The sequence below is a fragment of the Heyndrickxia sp. MSNUG genome (assembly GCF_049532715.1).
In the GTDB taxonomy this organism is placed as follows: Bacteria; Bacillota; Bacilli; order Bacillales; family Cytobacillaceae; genus Mesobacillus.
Genome location: NZ_CP150978.1, coordinates 3,124,665 through 3,144,973 on the forward strand (window position 1 = coordinate 3,124,665; position 20,309 = coordinate 3,144,973).

General features: G+C 40.1%; 17 protein-coding genes, 1 pseudogene and 1 riboswitch. Of the genes and pseudogenes, 2 read left to right on the plus strand and 16 right to left on the minus strand.

What is annotated here, in order from left to right:
• Positions 1-9: 9 nt before the first annotated feature.
• Both AABM38_RS15730 and AABM38_RS15735 read right to left on the minus strand, forming a co-directional pair.
• Positions 10-1,503: a RecQ family ATP-dependent DNA helicase gene (locus AABM38_RS15730; protein ID WP_423407266.1), complete on the minus strand. Its 1,494-nt coding sequence runs from the start codon at positions 1,501-1,503 to the stop codon at positions 10-12.
• Positions 1,494-2,279 carry a helix-turn-helix domain-containing protein gene (locus tag AABM38_RS15735; protein WP_423407267.1) on the minus strand — a complete coding sequence of 262 codons (786 nt, stop codon included), beginning with the start codon at positions 2,277-2,279 and terminating at the stop codon, positions 1,494-1,496. The genes AABM38_RS15730 and AABM38_RS15735 overlap by 10 nt, the downstream gene beginning before the upstream one ends.
• A gap of 549 nt (positions 2,280-2,828) precedes the next feature.
• On the opposite strand from AABM38_RS15735, the gene AABM38_RS15740 reads away from it, so the two are divergent.
• Positions 2,829-3,077 carry a ferredoxin gene (locus tag AABM38_RS15740; RefSeq protein ID WP_023627496.1) on the plus strand — a complete coding sequence of 83 codons (249 nt, stop codon included), beginning with the start codon at positions 2,829-2,831 and terminating at the stop codon, positions 3,075-3,077.
• Between the two features lie 207 nt (positions 3,078-3,284).
• Here AABM38_RS15740 and AABM38_RS15745 read toward each other — a convergent pair whose 3' ends face one another.
• Complete coding sequence (locus AABM38_RS15745) at positions 3,285-3,866, minus strand: ECF transporter S component (protein ID WP_423407268.1); 582 nt, start codon at positions 3,864-3,866, stop codon at positions 3,285-3,287.
• Positions 3,867-4,029: 163 nt separating this feature from the next.
• Positions 4,030-4,164, minus strand: a riboswitch (FMN riboswitch).
• Between the two features lie 291 nt (positions 4,165-4,455).
• Here AABM38_RS15745 and serA point away from each other — a divergent pair.
• On the plus strand, positions 4,456-6,033 hold the full coding sequence (serA, locus tag AABM38_RS15750; protein ID WP_423407269.1) for a phosphoglycerate dehydrogenase: 1,578 nt from the start codon (positions 4,456-4,458) through the stop codon (positions 6,031-6,033).
• Between the two features lie 629 nt (positions 6,034-6,662).
• Here serA and AABM38_RS15755 read toward each other — a convergent pair.
• From AABM38_RS15755 to AABM38_RS15815, 13 genes and pseudogenes are all read right to left on the minus strand, one after another.
• A complete protein-coding gene (locus AABM38_RS15755; protein WP_423407270.1) occupies positions 6,663-7,475 on the minus strand; it encodes a histidinol-phosphatase in 813 nt (270 codons plus the stop codon).
• A gap of 70 nt (positions 7,476-7,545) precedes the next feature.
• Positions 7,546-8,499 carry a peptidoglycan DD-metalloendopeptidase family protein gene (locus AABM38_RS15760; RefSeq protein WP_423407271.1) on the minus strand — a complete coding sequence of 318 codons (954 nt, stop codon included), beginning with the start codon at positions 8,497-8,499 and terminating at the stop codon, positions 7,546-7,548.
• 288 nt (positions 8,500-8,787) lie between these two features.
• Positions 8,788-10,029, minus strand: coding sequence for a negative regulator of sigma-X activity (locus tag AABM38_RS15765; RefSeq protein WP_423407272.1), 1,242 nt, complete (start codon positions 10,027-10,029; stop codon positions 8,788-8,790).
• Positions 10,004-10,555: an RNA polymerase sigma factor SigX gene (gene sigX / locus AABM38_RS15770; protein ID WP_335375737.1), complete on the minus strand. Its 552-nt coding sequence runs from the start codon at positions 10,553-10,555 to the stop codon at positions 10,004-10,006. The genes AABM38_RS15765 and sigX overlap by 26 nt, the downstream gene beginning before the upstream one ends.
• Before the next feature lie 386 nt (positions 10,556-10,941).
• Positions 10,942-12,732, minus strand: coding sequence for an ATP-binding protein (locus AABM38_RS15775; RefSeq protein WP_423407273.1), 1,791 nt, complete (start codon positions 12,730-12,732; stop codon positions 10,942-10,944).
• Entirely contained in the window at positions 12,729-13,445 is a 717-nt protein-coding gene (locus tag AABM38_RS15780) for a response regulator transcription factor (protein WP_335375739.1), read from the minus strand. Before AABM38_RS15780 ends, AABM38_RS15775 begins: the two co-directional genes overlap by 4 nt.
• Positions 13,446-13,557: 112 nt before the next feature.
• Positions 13,558-14,745, minus strand: a complete 1,188-nt coding sequence (gene ccsB / locus AABM38_RS15785) for a c-type cytochrome biogenesis protein CcsB (protein WP_423407274.1) — start codon at positions 14,743-14,745, stop codon at positions 13,558-13,560.
• A gap of 13 nt (positions 14,746-14,758) precedes the next feature.
• Positions 14,759-16,383: pseudogene (gene resB, locus AABM38_RS15790) on the minus strand (cytochrome c biogenesis protein ResB).
• 26 nt (positions 16,384-16,409) lie between these two features.
• Positions 16,410-16,934 (minus strand): thiol-disulfide oxidoreductase ResA, encoded by a 525-nt coding sequence (gene resA, locus AABM38_RS15795; RefSeq protein WP_423407275.1) that lies wholly within the window; start codon positions 16,932-16,934, stop codon positions 16,410-16,412.
• Between the two features lie 62 nt (positions 16,935-16,996).
• Positions 16,997-17,722 (minus strand): 23S rRNA pseudouridine(2605) synthase RluB, encoded by a 726-nt coding sequence (gene rluB, locus AABM38_RS15800; RefSeq protein ID WP_335375743.1) that lies wholly within the window; start codon positions 17,720-17,722, stop codon positions 16,997-16,999.
• Between the two features lie 210 nt (positions 17,723-17,932).
• Positions 17,933-18,463 (minus strand): spore maturation protein, encoded by a 531-nt coding sequence (locus AABM38_RS15805; protein ID WP_423407276.1) that lies wholly within the window; start codon positions 18,461-18,463, stop codon positions 17,933-17,935.
• 2 nt (positions 18,464-18,465) lie between these two features.
• On the minus strand, positions 18,466-19,056 hold the full coding sequence (locus AABM38_RS15810; protein WP_423407277.1) for a nucleoside recognition domain-containing protein: 591 nt from the start codon (positions 19,054-19,056) through the stop codon (positions 18,466-18,468).
• A complete protein-coding gene (locus AABM38_RS15815) occupies positions 19,049-20,188 on the minus strand; it encodes a D-alanyl-D-alanine carboxypeptidase family protein (RefSeq protein WP_423407278.1) in 1,140 nt (379 codons plus the stop codon). The genes AABM38_RS15810 and AABM38_RS15815 overlap by 8 nt, the downstream gene beginning before the upstream one ends.
• Between the last annotated feature and the right edge of the window lie 121 nt (positions 20,189-20,309).

Consider the following 20,309-nt stretch of genomic DNA (forward strand, 5'->3'; position numbering starts at 1 on the left):
AGTGTTTTGTCAAAAGGGTTTTAATAACAGAATAGAAGCCAGTTCCTGTTTCCAATTAATACTCACAGGTTCCTCAGCTGCTACTTCACTTTGTTTGTAGTGGTTCATGTCTAGCCCACATAACGTGCAGCAATTATCCGGCCTTGTGATGATCTGTTCATTAAAATGCGTCAGAATTGCTGCTCTTTTACAATCCTGCGAGTTGACCCAGTTGAGCATTTGCTTAATCTTGTAGTTTTTAACCGACAAGCGGCCTTCTACAGTATTGATAAAACTGCTTTTATCTTTAACATAATCAATAACTTCCAGGCTTGAAAGGTAATCTTCAGCAATCCTCCATTGAATTTCAGTAAATCCGCAAAACGCTATGATTTCTTCTTCATACTGTTTCACATCTGGATAACCCACCTTACGATCATTAAGGAACGCAAAGAGTCTTTCTATTTGAATATGATCAGGCAGTTCTCCCTCAGCCAGCTGAAAAGCAAGCTGCTCATCTCCAGGAGAATATAGCAGCACGGCGATGGAATCCAATCCATCCCGTGCAGCACGGCCAATTTCTTGCACATATGACTCAATTTGCATCGGCATATGGAAATGTATTACATATCTGACATTCTCTTTGTTTATCCCCATCCCAAAAGCACTCGTCGCACAAATAACTTCCAGCTGGCCATGAATGAACTGCTGCTGAATCAATATCCGGCTTTCAGAATCCAGCCCCCCATGGTAAGCCATCACTTTTCTGATTCCCTGTTCTCTCAAATAAGCAGCTGTTTGCTCAGCTATCTTTTTACTGGAAAAATAAATGATGCCAGGCCCTTTCAAATATTTAACCAGCTCTATTGTTCGTTCAATTTTTTCCTGAAAATGACTGACATGTTCAACTGCAAGTGAAATCGATGGACGATCAACAGAATATACAACTTCCCTCCAATCGCTTAAAAGAAGTTTATCAGCAATATCCTGCCTTACCTCTTCTGTAGCGGTAGCAGTAAGTGCAAGCGTCAGCGGTTCTCCAATCTGCTTCCGAATGATACCCAGCTTTAGGTAATCTGGCCTGAAGTCATACCCCCATTGCGATATACAATGGGCTTCATCTACAACAAACAAAGATATATTCAAATCTTTTATCCGATTAACCACAATGTCTAAACCCAGCATTTCAGGAGAAATAAATATAAATTTGTAATGGTTTAGTCTTTCAATGGCTTTTCCCTTCTGCTGATGTGTCAAAAAAGAATTTAAAGCGATGACCCTTTTTTCCCCCATCGCCATCATTTGTTCCACTTGATCCTGCATTAGAGACAACAAAGGCGAGATAATGAGCACCTGCCCGTCAGACAAGTAGCCTGGAAGCTGATAGCATAGGGACTTCCCGGTGCCAGTCGGCAGCATCGCAATCGTATTCATTCCTCCAAGCACCGATTCGATTGCTTCTTGCTGCCCAGGACGGAAATGATCAAAATTAAAATATTTTTGTAAATAGTTCTTCAGTTCCATTCAACATCACCGTATTTTGCAAGAACAAGCCTGATCTCAAAATAAGAGACATCCACCACTTGTTCTCTGATTTGCTTTAATCTTTTTGCTCCAATTTTTCTTGCAGCTTCCAGAATCCTCTTTTGTTTCTCTGGCAAAACATATTTTTCAATTTCAAAATCCTTTACGGAGAGAACAATTTCAACAATATGGTCTTCAACCGTACTTTCTTTAAGGTTTCGTACAGCTGCTATCTCCTCAAGCGAATAACCTCTCTGAAGCATTTTAAACGTTTTTTCAGTAGATTGGGTTAAAGGAACCTTTTGTTCTGGCTGCTTGATCAATCCATTTAAAAGCGGAAAATTGGCAGGATCATTCATGATTTTGTCTAACATAGCATGTAAACTATTTAAAAATTCAAAATGATATCTTTCTGGCTCTAAACCAGTCAATTCAGCAGCCTGAACGGCGGTCAACCCAATTTTCTTAAAGCCCGTCAGCCTTAATACGATCAGCTCCGGCCTGCTTTCCTGATTTTCCAGAGTGGCAGTCAATTCCTGATACAGCCTTTCTGCAAGCTGGTATCTGTCCTCGCTCTGCTGCCTAATATATTGTTTAACCCAATGGAGAGTTTCCTTTTTATTGCGGACAGGAATAAAACTCCGTTCACGATGGACTAAATTTGAACTTACTTGAATAAGCAGAGTCAGTCTTTCCCAAAACGATTCTGTAACCTGGTGATACTTCCAGCCATTTAAAAAAATAGGTAAAGGACACTCAGCCAGCTTAAGATCCAATTCCTGTATCCCACTGGAGGTTAGAACAACTTTTGTTTCAGCTATCTCTTCAGTCAGCCCGGACTCAATGAGACTGTTTACTGCCTTTTCAAGCTGTCTTCTTGTTATTGAAGGATAAGAATAAAAAAAAGGTAAAAGCTGATATAGATGGGCATCTTGAATTGTTTGGGATGACCTCTTACCTTGAAAAAGATGAAATAAGGAATAAATAGTTCGTTCTCCATTAATTTTTTTAAAAGATATAGGATGACTGCCTCTAGGTATGTAATTTGCATAAAATCACCCTTGCTGAAAATAGAATTATTACCATGGAATTTCTTTTCTTTCCTATTGCAGGAAAATATTATAGATTTATTTTAACATGAAAATGAAGAAGAAAATGTTTTATTTTCAGCCTTAAAATCCCGCAATGCCTTATGTGATAAGCATTCTCAATACTTTTTTTATTGAAATGTTTGCGATACAGTTTTACAATAGGTATGAGGAATACGTTTTCACTTTTTCAGGAAGACGATTTATTATTGTTAAACATTTGGGAGGAATTAGATCATGGCTAAGTACACGATTGTTGACAAAGAAACTTGTATTGCATGCGGAGCTTGCGGTGCAGCTGCTCCAGACATTTATGATTACGACGATGAAGGCATTGCATTCGTAACACTTGATGAAAACGAAGGTATCGTAGAGATTCCAGACGTTTTAATTGACGATATGATGGATGCATTCGAAGGCTGCCCAACAGATTCAATCAAAGTAGCAGATGAGCCATTTAACGGAGATGCTACTAAATTCGAATAATCAATACATAATTCCCGCTTTCCGGCGGGAATTTTTTTGTCGGCAATTAGATTTCATTCTTTCTCCATGCATCTTCTCATAGAATGCTGCTGTACTTTAAGAATATGAGCATTGGAGTCATGGGCTAGTTATTAAGGCCATATAAAGACAAAAAAAGCAACGGTGCAGGCCGTTGCTTTTTATCTATTTAATCTCTGGTGAGATAAATTATGCGTTTTTAAAAGATCGCTGTCTTTCTATCCATGTTTTCATTCTAGTGAACATCAGCATGAATACAATCGACATTAAAATACCTTTAACAATATTGAAAGGCAAAATACCGGCCACAATAAGTTGTTTTGTTTCCGGGCCAGACATTGCCGGCATATTTAAAAATAAAGTATATGCAGGAAGAAAAACGAAATAATTCAATACGCTCATCAAGATTGCCATGCTGACTGTACCTGCAACAAGGGCAAATGTCATGCCTTTAGTAGTTTTCAGCCTCTGGTAAAGGTAATTGGTTGGAAGGATGAACAACACGCCTGCGACAAAATTAGCAACATGGCCAACAGGGACACCTGTTTCACTGCCAGTCATAAAATAATCAAGCATGTTCTTTAATAACTCTACTAAGATTCCCGCAGCCGGACCAAAGATCAACGCAGCAATCAATGCAGGAATATCGCTGAAATCAACCATTAAAAACTTGGGAAACGGAGGCAGCGGAAAGTTCAATAACATAAGTACATAAGAAATACTGCTTAACATCCCAATTGAAACCATTGCTTTAACACTAAACTTTTTCATAATCCTCTCTCCTTATAGAGATCCATCTCACATAAAGAAGAAAGATTCAGCATTCACACACCCATACACAAATAAATCCCCCAAGTTTTATTCTTGAGGGAGTAGTGTTAAAGGCATGCTTAATAAACGATCAAAACCTGCATTTTTTGAACGTCTGCAGAACCTCCATCTTCTCCCATCCAGACTATACTGTCGGCTTTGGAATCGCACCAAATCCTGCCCCTAAAGGCTCGCGGGCTTAGAGAAAAAAGATCTCATTACCGCCGATCGGGAATTTCACCCTGCCCCGAAGATAGACCATATTTAATTTTACAAACTTATTATACTGAAAAAAAGAATATTTGTGAAGCTGTTTGCTTGTGACGATTTTATGTCTGCTGCAATCTCCATCCTATTCTTCCATCATATTGAATATGATGAATTAAGTGCGATTAAAAAATAGCAATATCCGAACTTTTTAATCTTGTGGCCCTCTCCACATGAGAGCGTTTTCACAAAATCCTGAACATTTTTGTCATTTGACAAAAAAATATTCGTTTTGTAAAATAATCAGAATATTACATACTTTAGTTTAGGGAGTGAGTGCAGAATGTTTCAGATATTAGCAACGGATTCAATAAAAGAGGAAGGCCTCCAGCCGTTACTAGAATTGGAGAACGCACAGGTTCATATGGACAACATTGATTCTGAGAATATCGATTTAACAAAAATTGATGCCCTCTTGGTAAGAAGCGCTACAAAAGTCAACCGTGAATTGCTTGACCGCATGCCTTCGCTCAAAATTGTCGGCCGGGCTGGAGTAGGGGTGGATAATATAGATATTTCAGAGGCCACTAAAAAAGGGATAGTCGTTGTAAATGCTCCAGATGGTAATACCATTTCTACTGCTGAACATACTTTCGCAATGATGGCTGCACTTCTCAGAAATATTCCACAAGCACACTCCACTGTAAAAAATGGTGAATGGAAAAGAAACCAATATATCGGCAGTGAATTGTACGGAAAAACATTAGGTATTATTGGAATGGGGAGAATCGGTTCTGAATTGGCCAAGAGGGCTAGAGCCTTTGGAATGGCTGTAAAAGTTTTCGATCCATTTCTGACGCAGGAACGAGCGGGTGTATTGGGAGTACAACTATCTACATTTGATGATTTATTGCCACAAGCAGACATTATTTCCGTCCATACTCCATTAACAAAAGAAACGAAAGGGCTGCTAAACGAAAAAACTTTAAGTTTTACCAAAAAAGGTGTTTACCTGCTGAATTGTGCAAGGGGCGGAATTATTGACGAAATCGCTCTTGCTCAATTCATTGAAAAAGGTCACGTAGCCGGAGCTGCACTAGATGTTTTTGAAGTTGAACCTCCAGGGAATCACCCTTTGCTTAATCTGGATTCAGTTATTGTAACTCCTCATTTAGGAGCATCAACAAAGGAGGCACAATTGAATGTTGCCACCCAGGTCGCAAAGGAAATCAGGACCTTTCTTGAAAACAAACCAGTGGCCAATTCAATTAACCTGCCGGCAATGTCCAAAGAAATTTACGAAAAAATCCAACCTTTTCACCAGCTTGCCAAAGAAATGGGGAAAATCGTTTCAGAATGCCACAATAAAGGGATTAGCGAGTTGACGGTTACATATTCAGGCACCGCGGCCGAGCTGGAGACCACCTTCCTTACAAAAGCGCTCTTGTCTGGTTTCTTCCAAAACCGCATCGATGTAACTGTTAACGAAGTAAACGCCATCCATGTCGCTAAGGAACGCGGAATCATGGTTGGAGAGAAAATCACCGGCGATACATTCGGCTACGCGAATACAGTGACAGTTACAGCCCTTGGTGACGGAGAAACGTTTACAGCAAGAGGGACATACATTGAACATTACGGCCCAAGAATCGTTAATCTTGATGGTTTTAACATCGACTTCCACCCATCAGGCAACCTTCTTTATATCCAGCATATGGACCGTCCAGGGGTTATCGGGCATGTAGGGAAAGTTCTTGGCGATCATAATGTCAATATCGCAACAATGCAGGTAGGAAGAAAAGAAGCAGGGGGAGAGGCCATTATGGTCCTTTCATTCGACAAGCCGCTTCAAGAAGATATGATTGAAAAACTAAAATCATTAAAAGATATCGTTACAATAAACAGCATCATACTTCAATAATGGCTCATTAGTAATCTTTGTTGGTTTTAATAAGTTGATTTTTAGACAAACTATTTGGATAAAAACCTAAATAAAAAAACCTAATGAAATAACAAGTTCTTCCTATTTAGCCTGTTCAGACTGTAGATAAACTCGATAAAATTGGGTTTGTTTGCGGTCTTTCTTTAGGTTGGAGAAGTAATGGAACTGATATTCTTCGCTTTCCGCGGAAGAATTATTAAAAATTCCAACCATGAGGAATCAAGAAACCTAATTGGCGTCCTAATTTTCCAAATTTTATTCCATTCGGGTATCCAAAAAGCCTTATTGGCGCCTTTATTTTCCAAATTTTGTTCTATTCGGGTATCCAAGAAGCCTTATTGGCACCCTTATTTTCCATATTTTATTCTATTTAGATATCCAAGAGGCCTTATTGCTGCCCTCTTTTCCAATTTTACGCTCTTTCAGGTAACCAAGAAGCCTTATTTGCTTCGAATCAATTTACCTCTAGCCTCCGGGTCTGAGTTTTACACTTTCTGCTTTCGTTATCGATTTGTAAAAGTGGTTCGAAATATGACCATTTTGAACCACTTTTGTACACAAACAGAACAAGCCTTAGTTTAAAGACCTGTTTTGTGCAGCTACTATTTTTACCCTAATGGATAAGCCTTTCGTTCACCTTTGCTAAATGTCATAATTTCATTGTATCCCACTTCTTTAGCAAGCTTCAGCGCCTGGTCATAATCAGCACCCACATGCTCGGGTACATGTGCATCAGAGGAAAGCACTATTGGGATATTTTTATCATGGCACATCTGGAGGAGACGCTTATCGGGATATAAGGTTTGTGTTGGCTTCCTCAATCCTGCTGTACTGATTTCAACACAAGTTTTAGATTGCGCAAGAGCTGTTGTTGCTCTATCATATTGATCCAGCAGGAAATTTTCATCAGATGGAACATATTTAAAGATTTTGACAAGGTCAATATGACCGATAATATCAAATAGATTTGACTCTGCAAGGGTAACAACCTGGTCAAAGTATAATTTATACACCTCATTGATATCCCTTTTATCCCATTCCCGCCTGTATTCGGCAAGATCGATCCCAAAGTCGCCGATCCAATGGATTGAACCAATAACATAGTCGAAGTCATAGCTTTTTATGAACTTTTCCATTTCCTTATGTTTACTTGGCGTATAATCCATCTCTATCGACATCTTCACGTCAATATTATTTGACCAAGCATCTTTAAATAGCTGAACATAATCATCCATATCATAAAAGCGCCGTTCATCCACCCAGCTGTTCCGAAGAATATCTGCTGTCTGGTAAAAGTGATAGGCATGCTCAGAAATCCCAAAATGCCCAATCCCCTGTTTTTCGGCAGCAGTGGTGAATTGTTTTAAATAATCCAGGGTCAATGTTCCTCTTTCCAAATGGTTATGGTAATCCGTCAGCATTTCATTTCCATCCCCCTATAGGATCGTTTTCCCTATTATACTTTCACGAATTAAAGGGGACAAGAAATAACTATCTGGTGATCAAAATTTGCTGAGGCTGGATTACGTCTGTAGTTAAGTGATTCAAAGCTTTGAGCTCTTCAACGGATGTTTTGGTCTTTGCGGCAATCGAATGCAGAGAATCTCCTGCCGACACGATATAACGATCTTGTTCTGTAGCATTAATTAAGAGAATGTCACCAGCGGCAATTCGAAAATCTTTTATATTATTTTTCTGAGCCAAAGAATCCACCGAAGTCTGGTACTTTATTGCGATCGACCATAATGATTCCCCTTTTCGCACTACATGCTTCAAGGATTCCACAACTTCTGAAGATGGGGCTTTCACTGTTTCCTGACTTTCCCGTTTTTCCTGTTTTTCTGGGCTGCCTATTTGGATATCATCAGCCATTCGGAGCTTCGCAATTGTTTCCAGAGAGTATGCCTCCTGTTTTTCAAGGGCTGTGACTGGCTGTCCAATCGCTGCATCCCCAAGTGCGATGACTGGATTGACAGCATTTTCTTTATCGTAGGTCCACTTTTCTTTATGGATTTCAAAGTGGAGATGCACGCCCGAAGAATCACCGGTATTGCCCATCTCCCCAATAACATCTCCCTGTTTTACAGTTTGCCCTTCAATAACCTTCCTTTTATTTAAGTGAGCATAAACCGTCTCTAAATTATTCTCATGTTTGATAAACACAACATGTCCATATGTACCAGAGTAGTAGGACTTTGTGACCACACCATCCGCTACTGTATGTATAGGTGTCCTGAATTCTGAAGCAATATCAATTCCTTTATGGTGACCATGACGTGTACCATATACGTCTGATACTACACCTTCAGCTGGCCAAATCCAATCTGAAGTCAACTCCGGGATATCCAGCATTTCTGCTTGAGAGTGCTTTCCGCCGAGAAATAGCAAGCTGACACAGAGTGCCATTAACCCAGCAATGAGCAAACGCTTTATGTAATCCTGCATTTTCTTCCTCCTTAAATTTGTACTCCCTTTCCATCACTATGACAGGCTGTACGAAAAAAGAACTCCAATCGATGGAAAAGCAGCAGCTAAAAAAGCACATTCGTTATATTTGGTGATAATATGCTTTTTTATGCAAAAGAAGGAAAATTCATAAGCACAGTGTTTAAAATTTGTCAGTTAGTTTTAGAAGTTTCGTTAACGATGAACGATTAAAAAACTTAGCCGACTATTTCTTCGTGGAAAAAAATAGCCATAAAAAAAGAAAGGCTGGCTAGCCTTTCTTTTCTTTTATTCAATTACTTTTTTATTTGGAGCTACTGGTACGGGTATTGAATCGTTCAGTTTAAATGGACCAATCTGATTTGTTCCAGCATTTTCAAATTTCACAGATTGATATCCAAATTCTTTTGCAGTCATCAGAATAGCCTCGAGATTCGGTAAAAATTCGTTATTCAAAGCAATCTTATTATCTAAAATGATTTTGAGTTCAGTATGATTTTCTTCGGGTTCTATTTTTGCGGGCGAGAATTCTTTTGGCAATGATGCTGTTAGCTGCAGCTCTTCAATATCCCCACGCATTTGTTCAAATGCCAGCATGATTGAGTCAAATTGCTCTTTGGTTGGAACGAGGAACGGCTGTTTATTGCCATCCTGCTGGTAGAACATATATGCATGCATCTCATTTTCTGCCGGAGTAATGGGACCCTCTTTTAAAACACCATAATTACCCAAATCCATTCCTGGTTTTTGCTCAGTAGTAAAGGTCAGCTTATCGATTCCCTTCCCTGATAAATTCCGGGACATGGCATCTAGCAGAAGCGTGCTGGATGTGCTTCCATCCTTATAAGGGTGGTCAGCCTTTACATCCATGTTCAAAGTTTTGGAGGTTTCATTATATTTATAGGTAGCATCCACTGGATAAAATTCGCTTAACCCCCACTCTTCTTCTTTGAGCTTGGGCATTGTCTCAGTAAAGCTGTCGATCCAAGGTTTGCCCTCTTCTTTAGGAACAGTCGTGGTTATAGGAACAAGAATCTGTCCATTTTGATCAGGAATTGCATAGGTAAGGACTTCACTTTCCTGACCAACAAGCTCTTCCTTATACAAAGCATTCAGGCCGGCATATGGATTTTCAGCTACTTTAGCAGTAAACTCATTTTCCGTATTCTTTTCCTCTGTTGTAGTGTCCATCCTCAAATTTTGATCTGCCTGATCTGTTGTCTTTTTCGCGGCACTTTCTTTCTTGGACGTATCCATATCCATCGCCATATTCGACTCAGAAGATGACTTGCTGTTCATACTTTTATCTGCGGATTGGTTCCAATCCATCAACCCAGGCGAAAGAATGAATGTAAGGAAAAGCACAGCTGCCATGGCGGCACTTGGGATGACCCAGGCCGGCATCCTTCTTTTCTCGACTCTTTGGGCAATGTTTTGGTAGATGTCACGAGGGTCGCGATGATCTTTTATCTTAGGCATCTGGCCGAGGATTTCTTCTAGCTGCTTATCGCTTAACTGTGACTTTTTCACTAGTCATCCCTTCCTTTTCGATCATTTCTTCCATCAGTTTTTTTAACGTTTTTAAAGCACGGTGCTGTGTCGTTTTAACCTTACTTTCCGTCCAGGCTAACGCTTCAGCTGCTTCCGTAATCGTTAAGTCATGAATATACCGCATGATAATGACCATTCGCTGATCAACCGTACATTGATCAAGGCACTTGTACATCATCTGAATCTCTTCGCTTTGAAGCGCAAGTTCCTCAGGAAGCGGCTGGTCATCCTTTACCTGTCTTGCAGACATATCGAACGATTCGAGCAAGCGCTGTTTCCAGCCCTTTTGCTTGCGAAAATGGTCAATCGCTACATTTTTTGCGATTGAAAATAACCACGTTTTTTCACTGCTTTTGCCTTCGAATCGGTCATAAGCTTTCAAGACACGGATATACACTTCCTGGACAAGGTCTTCAGCCTGCTCTTTGCTTTTTACCATATAAAATAAAAATTGAAAAACGTCATGATGATATTTATTATATAATTCATCAAAAACGGAGTTCATTGGTCGCCTCGCCTCCGTATTCATAAGATTAGTCGTTATGTAAATAAAGAAAGTTTCATAATAACTATATTATTTTTAGATTGGAAATGAAAGGGTTTTTCGAAATCAAAGTTCTCATTTCACTGAATACAACGATCATGGACGAGAAAGATTTTTTCGAAGAGTATAGTTTAAATCAGTTTTTTGGCAGAACATTTTAGATTCTCTGTTCATTTGCCACATGTGCTTCGTTTTCTGCGGTCAGACAAGCGAAACTGTTCCTCGCTATGCACGCTTTAGGATAAAAATGCGAAAAGGCCCATCCCTATCAGGAATGAACCTTACATGAAATATTTCAACGAAAAATGTTCCTTGTGAATCAAGAATAGTCGGCAAGTAATCCTATTTTATTCAATATTTCGAGGGATAAAAAAGGAAAATGTCGTTCCATGTCCGAGTTTGCTTTTTACCGAGATATTTCCCCGATGAGCCTCGATGATATTCTTGGCAATCGCAAGCCCTAGACCAGTGCCAGATATGCCACGAGTCCTTGATTTATCAGCCTTATAGAATCTTTCAAACAGGAATGGCAGATCTTCTTCAGGAATACCGGGACCCTGGTCATTTACTTCAATATATAAACCGCGCTCATCGGTCCTTCCGCTGATCAAAATAGAAGCTGAATCTGGCACGTGCCTGATGGCATTATCAATCAAGTTAGTCAAGACCTGTTCAATTCGATCAGGATCAAAGCGGAAGTTTGACTCATCTGTATCGAGCTGTACGGATAAATCAATCCCCTTTTCCTTTGCGAGACCATGAAACTTTCGGATCACTCGGTTTACGTATGGTTCAATTTCAATTGATTCCACAGAAAGGAGAATATGTCCTGCCTCCATGCGTGCCAAGTCCAGCAGCTCATTGACGAGCCTGCCCATCCGGAGAGATTCATCATATATGACTTTGGCCATTTCCTTCTTTTCTTCATCAGTCTGGGCGATATCATCGACAATCGCTTCACTGTAACCCTGCATCATCGAAATCGGTGTTCTGAGTTCATGTGAAACATTGGCGATGAAGTCTTCCCTAAGTTTGTCCAGCTTCCGCTCTTCTGTCATATCCCTGACAACAGCCACAGCCCCACGGATAAAACGTTTATTATATAGCGGGCTGACGATGATAACCCACGTACGTCCCTGTGCCGAAATTTCTCCTACTTGCTCTTTTTCCGTATTTACTGCAAGCTGGAATAGCTCCATTACTTCTGATGGAACGGCATCATTATTCTCAGAACCAAGACCCTGTTCATAATACCAGTACCGCAGGAACATTTCTGCCGGAGGATTGGTGATCAGGATGGTTCCATCCCGGTTGAAGGTTATTACACCATCTGCCATGCTGCTCAGTATACTTGTCAGCTGCTCTTTTTCCTGACTAAGGGCATTCATATTAAACTTCAGCTGCCTGCCCATTTGATTGAAGGCGGTAGCTAATTCCCCGATCTCATCATGCGTAAGAATTGGTACTTTCGTATCAAATTTCCCTCTCGCCACTTCAAAAGCTGCTTCACGCATTTTACGAAGTGGGGCCGTTATCCGAGTTGATAGGAAAAACGCAAAAATTGTCGTAAGGACGATAGCAACACCCGCTGCCAGCAAAATGAATTTTGTCGTCAGCCTAGTTGTTTCTTCCATCACTTCAAGTGATTGATAGATGAAAACGGCTCCATTTCCTTTTCCATTTTGATGGAGCGGGACACCAATCATCAAAAATTTTGTATCATCCACCTGGCTTGAAACTTCTGGCAATGAAGTAATAATATCGACGGTTTTGTTTTTATTGAAAACCTCGGCCAATTCCTTGTCTTTCATAAAAAATGAAACAGGAACATGGGCTGCAGCGTCATCAGTTCCAGGGGAATAAAAGTACGTATTTTCATTTCTTACAACCGTTACCCGGGAATCGTCATCGACCATTTCCCAAGCAATCTCTAGTCCTAATGCTTCCTCCTGGCCTGGATGATCTTCGAGAACCTTGGCAATTTTCTCAGCAGTATCGGTGAGTCCTTTACGCGTTTCATTTATATGATAGTTTTCAAAAAACTCCAGCAGCATGACTGTCAGGATAAACAATACAAACGAAACTAACAGAAGGATGGTAATCCAAAGCTTACCTACTACACTGCGCCAAAACATCATTCATTGACTACCTCGAATTTGTAGCCAACCCCCCAGACAGTAACGATCATTTTCGCAGCCTGTTCAGATACTTTATTTAATTTCTCGCGCAGCCTTTTAACATGTGTGTCAACTGTACGCAAGTCACCGAAAAATTCATAATGCCAAACTTCCTTCAATAATTGTTCCCTGTCAAAAACCTTATCTGGTGCCTTAGCCAGGAAATAAAGGAGTTCATATTCCTTAGGGGTCAAGCTGACTTCTTTTCCATCAGCTGAAACCCTATGAGCATCATTATCAATTGTTAAATGAGGGAAAACAATTACGTCTTTAGTAGTCGTTTCCGTCTGAAGATAGCTTGTGCTTGAAGAACGTCGCAGCATTGCTTTTACACGCAGGACTACTTCACGCGGGCTGAATGGCTTAACAATATAATCATCTGTACCTACCTCGAACCCTTGCACCCTGTTCACTTCTTCACCTTTTGCAGTCAGCATGATTACTGGAGTAGACTTCTTTTCCCTCAAATCACGGCAAACCTCTAGTCCATCCTTGCCAGGCATCATTAAATCAAGAAGAATGACATCATAATCATTGGCAAGCGATTTTGCCAAAGCTTCGTTGCCATCTTCCGCTTCGTCTATAATATAATTCTCTCTTTCAAGATACATCTTCAATAAACGTCTGATTCTTTCTTCATCATCCACTACTAAAATCTTAACGTCTTTTTCCATAAGGTATATCCCTCCCTGCGAATATTTTACATAAACATACGTCTTCTTGCCATGATTTTTTAAAAAATGCCTTCACTTTACGCAGTGAAGGCATTCAAAAATTTGACACATTTTATGAACCTGCATAAGAATGCAAGCCAGCAATGACTAAGTTTACAGCTACCAGATTAAACATGATGATTATGAATCCGATCACGGCTAGCCATGCAGATTTCTCTCCATGCCATCCTTTTGAAAGGCGGAGATGAAGGAAAGCGGCGTAGAATAGCCATGTAATCAATGCCCAAACTTCTTTTGGATCCCATCCCCAGAAACGTGTCCAGGCAATTTGGGCCCAAATCATCGCAAAGATCAGTCCTCCAAGTGTGAAGACTGGAAAACCGATCAAGACTGAGCGGTAGCCAATTTCATCAACAAGGTCAAGATTGATATTTTTCGTCCATGGCTGCAGGGCTGCAGCGATTCTTTTCCTTAAAATTGCTCTTAACACCACATATAATACTATACCCGCAGCAAGAGACCAAATAACAGTATTTAATTTTTTAGCGTTTATAATTGCAGGTGTTTCAAATGAAGGCTCGAAACGATCTTTATCTGTAAGCTCAAATTGATGCGGGCCAACTAGTGCCGGAACAGTAAATTTCTCTGTTGCAGGCTGACCTTCTTTATTAACATAGTTAAAGTTCGCTTCGTAATCTGTCGCAGCGAAGTAGCTGGATACAAAGACGAATCCAAGTGTGCTGATCAAGCCAAACAATACAACTTCAAGCCACAGAGTACTTTTACTCTTCTTTGTCTGGTCAACACTTCTGACGAGATAAATCAAACCGGCCGCGAAGCTGATGGCTAGAATTGCTTGACCTATCGCTGTAGTTGTTACATGGATATGGAGCCAATAACTTTGCAGCGCAGGAATCAACGGTGTAACATCCCTTGGGAACATGCTGCCATAGGCAATGATCAATGCCGCTACAGGCAAAGTGAACAAACCTAAAAGTGGCGTTTTGTACATAAAATAAATACCTATAAATGCCCCAACCAAAGCCATTCCAAAGAACGTTGTGAATTCAAACAGGTTGCTGACCGGTGCATGGCCAGAAGCAATCCATCGTAAAATAAAGAATGTCAACTGAGACAGAAATCCTGCGATTGTTACAAAGATACCAATTTTCGCCCATCTATTAGGGCCTTCTTTCTTGTCAGCATGTCTCTTATCCTTGATTGCGCCTCCAAAAAATAAAATGCCGACTAAATAAAGGATAAATGCTGCAAACAGGAAGTTCGAGCTTAAATGAACCATTATTTTCCCCTCCTTATTCTTTCTTATCTTCCGCCAGCTGGTCTTCAGGGACACCGATTCCCGAATCGGCAAATATAGTATCTAGTTCCCTTTTTAACCCGTGCCAGTTCTTATTAGTATGGGCTGCTGTCCAAATCTGGCCATTGACCCTCCTGATCCATAATCGACGGTGGTTCCAATATGCTCCCTGGACAACCCCTATCATGAATATTAAACCGCCAAGACCGATAATCCATAAAGTGAGGTCTTTTCGCACAGTAAGTGCTGTAACATTTTTTGTTTCAACGCCATTGAATATCATCTTATATTCATTGTTGCCCATCGGCTCGATTGTCTTTCTGATCGCAACAAAACTAATTTCACCCTTAGGTTTTTCTGGTGAAAACATTTTGAAGATAAATGCAGGATTATTAGGAATACGTGACTTTGTTGCCGGCTCGCCTTCTGCATTGAATTCAAAATCAGGAAAATAGCTCATGACCTCAACTTTATAACCATTTCCTAGATCGTAATTCATCTTAGGATCATATAAGTCTACTTGGACGTCGCCAAACTGTTTACCAGTTTTTTTATTTTCAAGCTTGAATGCCATCATGTTCATTTCACCAAGCTTATAATCGACCTGGTACAGACCGAACCCATCAACTTTGAGTGGCTTGTTAACCTGGATTGACTGGTCTCGGACTTTTTCAAGTTCTGGCTTCTCTCCTGGAACTGTGTCACCCTTTTTTTGTAAAGCGTGGCATTCGTTTGATAGTTCTTCACTACAGTTCCGACTTTATTAATTGCATCCTTAAAAACTTCGTCGTCTTTATCTTTATCATAGACTTCAAAGATGAACTGATTATTCTTTAAAAAATATTGCCCTTCTGTGCCGGGAATTGCTTTTGTTTCCCCTTCCCTTAACCAAAGGATTTCATCAACATACATTCCCGGGACGAAGCGAAGCATTCCGCCAATCAAAAAGATAATCAGCCCTAAATGGTTGACATATGGACCCCATCTGGAGAAACGATTCTTTTCTGCGAGAATGTTTCCGTTTTCTTCACGGATTTTATATCTCTTTTGAGTTAAATGGTTTGTAATCTTACCCATAGCATCATCTGACAATTCACCATCCGACACACTGAACATCCTCTGGCGCTTCAGAAAACTTTCATGCCTAGAAACTCGCTGTTTAGTAAGCGACCTGTACAATGGGACTACTCTGTCCAGACTGGCAATTAAAAGTGATGTACCCAGTCCAGCTATCAAGAGCAAGTACCACCAGGAGCTATAAAGATTATGGAACCCTAATTCATAATAAAGTTTTCCTAACCATCCATACTTTTCTTCATAGTATTCCCCAGCTGGCATTAATGGAGGTATATACATTTCCTGTGGAAAAATCGTACCAAGTGAAGAAGCGACCAAGAGGGTGATGATCAGCGATACCCCCACCTTAACTGATGAAAAGAAATTCCATATCTTATCGATAACAGTCTTATTATAAGTCTGTGAACGGCGTGCGCTTCCTTCGTAACGCATATCCAGCAACTGCTTTTCTTTTTCCTTTTCTTCAAGAACTCTCCCGCAAGATTCACAAAGAATGGTACCATGTGGGTTTACATGGCCACATTCACATTTTACATCGTTCATTGTAAAAACTCCCTGTTCCCCTTACTTTAAGGTTTAATCTGTTCCATGAATTCACGGACTGTTTCTTCTGTTAATTCCCCTGTATGGCTTTTGACAACATTGCCTTCTTTGTCAATCAGAAAAGTGATTGGCAGCGGATTGATCCCATAGGCAGCCTGGACTTGTCCATCCTTGTCAATCATCACTGGGAAATTAAGTCCTTTACGCTCGATGAATTTGTTTACTACCAATTCTGTTTCACTTGAATCTATTGCCAGAACCTGGACTCCCTGGTCTTTAAATTGCTGATACTGGTTTTCAATATTAGGCATTTCCCGTTCGCAAGGCTTGCACCAAGTAGCCCAAAAATTCAAGAAAACTCCTTGTCCTTTATATTCTGAAAGCCTGTGTTTATTGCCATTCATATCAATAAGGACAAAATCAGGAGCAGGCTTGCCAACTTCAATTTTCTGGTTCTTATCTTTGTTCATATTGGCGTACAATGTATACGCTACTGCCGCAGCCAAAACCGCAAGTATAATGGTCCGAGTGAGCAGACGCTTTTTTTTCATTTTTAAACCTCCTACCGTATTCCCCATTATATCATTTCACAAATACCTATGTTGGAAACTCTTTATGATTTTTTTAATCCAAGCACACGCAGCTGTTTTACTTCATGATGAGTAAGCTCTCTTATTTCACCTGTTCGCAAGCCATTCAGTGTCAGGAAACCATATTTTTCTCTCTTTAGCTTCAGGACTGGGTGTCCGATGGCCTCGAACATTCTTCTAACCTGCCTGTTTCGTCCCTCGTGGATGGTAATCTCTACAATTGCGGAATCTTTCTTCTTATCCACACTTAATAGCTTTGTCTTTGCTGGAGCCGTCTTTCCATCCTCTAGCATAATCCCTCTTGCAAGACTTGTCAGCTTTTCTTTTGAAGGGATGCCTTTTACCTTTGCAACATAAACCTTCTCGATTTCATTGCTTGGATGCATAAGTATGTTCGCAAATTCACCGTCGTTGGTAAGTAAAAGTAAACCAGAAGTATCATAATCTAGCCTTCCGACCGGGTAAATCCTTTGTTCAATAGTTTCAAAGAAGTCTGTTACTACTTTTCTGCCTTTATCATCCTGAACGCTCGAAATGACTCCTCGCGGCTTATAGAATAAGAAATAAACCGGCTCTTCTCCCTCGATTTGCACTCCATCGACTTCGATTCTGTCGGAAGAAGTTACTTTACGTCCAAGTTCTTTTACAACACTGCCATTTACTTTGACCCTTCCTTCAAGGATCATTTCTTCAGCTTTTCTTCTTGATGCAATGCCAGCGTGGGCAATAACTTTTTGCAGTCTTTCCATGAAGGTCACTCCTAATAGTATCAATTAACTATTCCTTAGTTTTAATATCTAATCCATCCTTATGAATTATGACATAACTCGCGCTGTTTTCAAAGTAAGCAATTCCCTAAAAAATAAATTATATCCTGTTAAACTTGACTGATAATTTCAAAATTAACACTTAATTTTAATACGGCCTAAATAAAAAAGATACCCGCTGGAGAGGTATCCTCATGAAAACATTATGGTAACAACTATAATAGCTGTTGCAATGGCTACTGCATCTGCCATCAGTCCTACTTTTAAAGCATCACCCATCTTCTTGATCCCAACAGCACCAAAATAAACAGTTAGGACATAAAAAGTGGTGTCCGTACTACCTTGCAATGTAGCCGCAAGCCTGCCGATATAAGAATCCGGCCCATACACTCCAATCAGGTCACTCGTTATTCCCAAGGCTGCAGTTCCGGAAATAGGCCTGATGATGGCAAGCGGAACAATTTCAGCCGGTACCCCTATCTTCGCAAGTCCTGGCCTGATTGCATCAACCATTAGATCAAGAGCACCTGATGCCCTGAAAACAGAAATGGCAACCATCATGCCTACTAAAAATGGAATAATCGAGACGGCCATTTTGATTCCTTCTTTTCCGCCTTCAACAAAACTTTCATATGTCGGTACTTTTTTTAATGTTCCATATATTAAGATGAAGCCGATCAAGACAGGAATGAACCATAGCGATATAGCTGAAACGATTTCCATATTCATTTACCCCTTTTGGTTCTTCTATAGTAAAAATAACGGTCTATGAAAATGGCAGCCACAGCTGAAACGGCAGTAGCTACCAGCGTCGGGCCTACTATATCGGTTGGATTCTCTGAATTGTAGTTCATTCTGATTGCAATGACAGTAGTCGGAATCAAGGTAATGCTTGCTGTATTAATTGCGAGAAAGGTGATCATCGAACGACTAGCCTCTTTTTTCCCGCCATTTAATTCTTTAAGTTCTTCCATCGCTTTAATCCCAAGTGGTGTTGCTGCATTTCCAAGTCCAAACATATTTGCAATCATATTCGAAAGGATATAGCCCATCGCGGGATGATTTGCAGGAACTTCAGGGAATAATTTTGAAACAAACGGTTTAAATAAACTTGAAAGCTTCAAAAGCAAGCCAGACTCTTCAGCAATACGCATCATGCCCAGCCAAAAAACAAGAATACTGATTAATCCTATACATAATGTTACTGCTTCCTTTGCACCGGTAAATACTGCTTCATTGACTTCAGCCATTGTTCCGTTCACCATGGCAAAGCCAAGACCAATTAACGTCATGATCACCCAGATGTAATTAACCATGTTGATCCATTCCTGTCATCGAGGTAAAGATATTTTTAAAGAGATCAAATAATGAATGTTCTTTTTTCTTTTCCATTTTGTAATACACCGGCAAGCTGGCAATCTTCTTTTCATCCAGATAGACATTCGCCTTTCCAGCCAGATTATCATTACGCTGATCTGCTTCATCCTTTGGCGCTTTTTTTAATTTATATTCTACTCTTACAAGATCTTCTTCTTCAGTGGTTAGCGGATAGTCAAAAGAATGATCTAAATAAATCATATTCTTATAGTAGGGATCTTTTATGCCTTTTATTTTCCCTTTTGCCAGAATTTCTGCAATATCATAATTGTCATATGCAGATTCAAACATTTGAATATGATCATTCCAATCATCCGGAGCATTGAGAGTGACAGCAATCAATTCAAATCCATCTTTTTCGGCTGTTGAAACCAATGTCCTTTTTGCACGCTTTGTATAACCTGTTTTCCCTCCAGTACTGTGGTCATATAATTCAGTCAGCAGACGATTTTTATTTTTCCATACTCTGTCCCATGATTCTGTTGGATTAGGTGCTCTGTGGACTTTAGTACCCGCAATCTTTTTATAATACTCATTGTTCATTGCGTAACGGGTTAGCAAGGCCATATCATACGCTGTAGAAACATGATTTTCATGATCATCAAGGCCATGGGGGTTTGCGAAATTTGTGTTTTCCATTCCGATTTCTCGGGCTTTTTCGTTCATTAGGAAGGCAAATCCTTCAAGGCTTCCGCCAACATATTCTGCTATTGCTACGGCTGCATCATTTCCAGACCTCAGCATCAATCCGTAAACCAGGTCCTCCAGCTTTATTTTTTCACCCGGTTTTAAATAAATCGATGATCCCTCTGCATGAGCAGCCTTTTCGCTTACCTTGACCATGTTATTCATTTTCCCTGATTCAATTGCCAGTATTGCCGTCATGATTTTGGTGATGCTGGCAATCCGGCTTACTTTATGTGCGTCTTTTTCAAATAACACCCTGCCAGATTCCTGTTCTATCAAAATAGCACTGCTGGCACTAACTGAAATAGAAGCCTGTGCAGTACCAGGAACACTGTATAGCATTAGTGCGGTGATTAACAAAATGATTATCCATTTCCTATTCATTGATAGACCCTCGTCTCCTTTGGCAGTTTGTACAAGTTTATGCAGGACAAGGCATGATATGACTACAAGCTTCGGGTTATACTTTAAGTCAATTGGCATAAAAAAAGAAACAGCTGTATAA

Bases quoted from the DNA above. Each gene is read 5' to 3' on its own strand.
- AABM38_RS15730 (WP_423407266.1), bottom strand. From the start codon at position 1,503: ATGGAACTGAAGAACTATTTACAAAAATATTTTAATTTTGATCATTTC.
- AABM38_RS15740 (WP_023627496.1), top strand. From the start codon at position 2,829: ATGGCTAAGTACACGATTGTTGACAAAGAAACTTGTATTGCATGCGGA.
- AABM38_RS15745 (WP_423407268.1), bottom strand. From the start codon at position 3,866: ATGAAAAAGTTTAGTGTTAAAGCAATGGTTTCAATTGGGATGTTAAGC.
- serA (WP_423407269.1), top strand. From the start codon at position 4,456: ATGTTTCAGATATTAGCAACGGATTCAATAAAAGAGGAAGGCCTCCAG.
- AABM38_RS15755 (WP_423407270.1), bottom strand. From the start codon at position 7,475: ATGCTGACGGATTACCATAACCATTTGGAAAGAGGAACATTGACCCTG.
- AABM38_RS15760 (WP_423407271.1), bottom strand. From the start codon at position 8,499: ATGCAGGATTACATAAAGCGTTTGCTCATTGCTGGGTTAATGGCACTC.
- sigX (WP_335375737.1), bottom strand. From the start codon at position 10,555: ATGAACTCCGTTTTTGATGAATTATATAATAAATATCATCATGACGTT.
- AABM38_RS15775 (WP_423407273.1), bottom strand. From the start codon at position 12,732: ATGATGTTTTGGCGCAGTGTAGTAGGTAAGCTTTGGATTACCATCCTT.
- AABM38_RS15780 (WP_335375739.1), bottom strand. From the start codon at position 13,445: ATGGAAAAAGACGTTAAGATTTTAGTAGTGGATGATGAAGAAAGAATC.
- ccsB (WP_423407274.1), bottom strand. From the start codon at position 14,745: ATGGTTCATTTAAGCTCGAACTTCCTGTTTGCAGCATTTATCCTTTAT.
- resA (WP_423407275.1), bottom strand. From the start codon at position 16,934: ATGAAAAAAAAGCGTCTGCTCACTCGGACCATTATACTTGCGGTTTTG.
- rluB (WP_335375743.1), bottom strand. From the start codon at position 17,722: ATGGAAAGACTGCAAAAAGTTATTGCCCACGCTGGCATTGCATCAAGA.
- AABM38_RS15805 (WP_423407276.1), bottom strand. From the start codon at position 18,463: ATGGAAATCGTTTCAGCTATATCGCTATGGTTCATTCCTGTCTTGATC.
- AABM38_RS15810 (WP_423407277.1), bottom strand. From the start codon at position 19,056: ATGGTTAATTACATCTGGGTGATCATGACGTTAATTGGTCTTGGCTTT.
- AABM38_RS15815 (WP_423407278.1), bottom strand. From the start codon at position 20,188: ATGAATAGGAAATGGATAATCATTTTGTTAATCACCGCACTAATGCTA.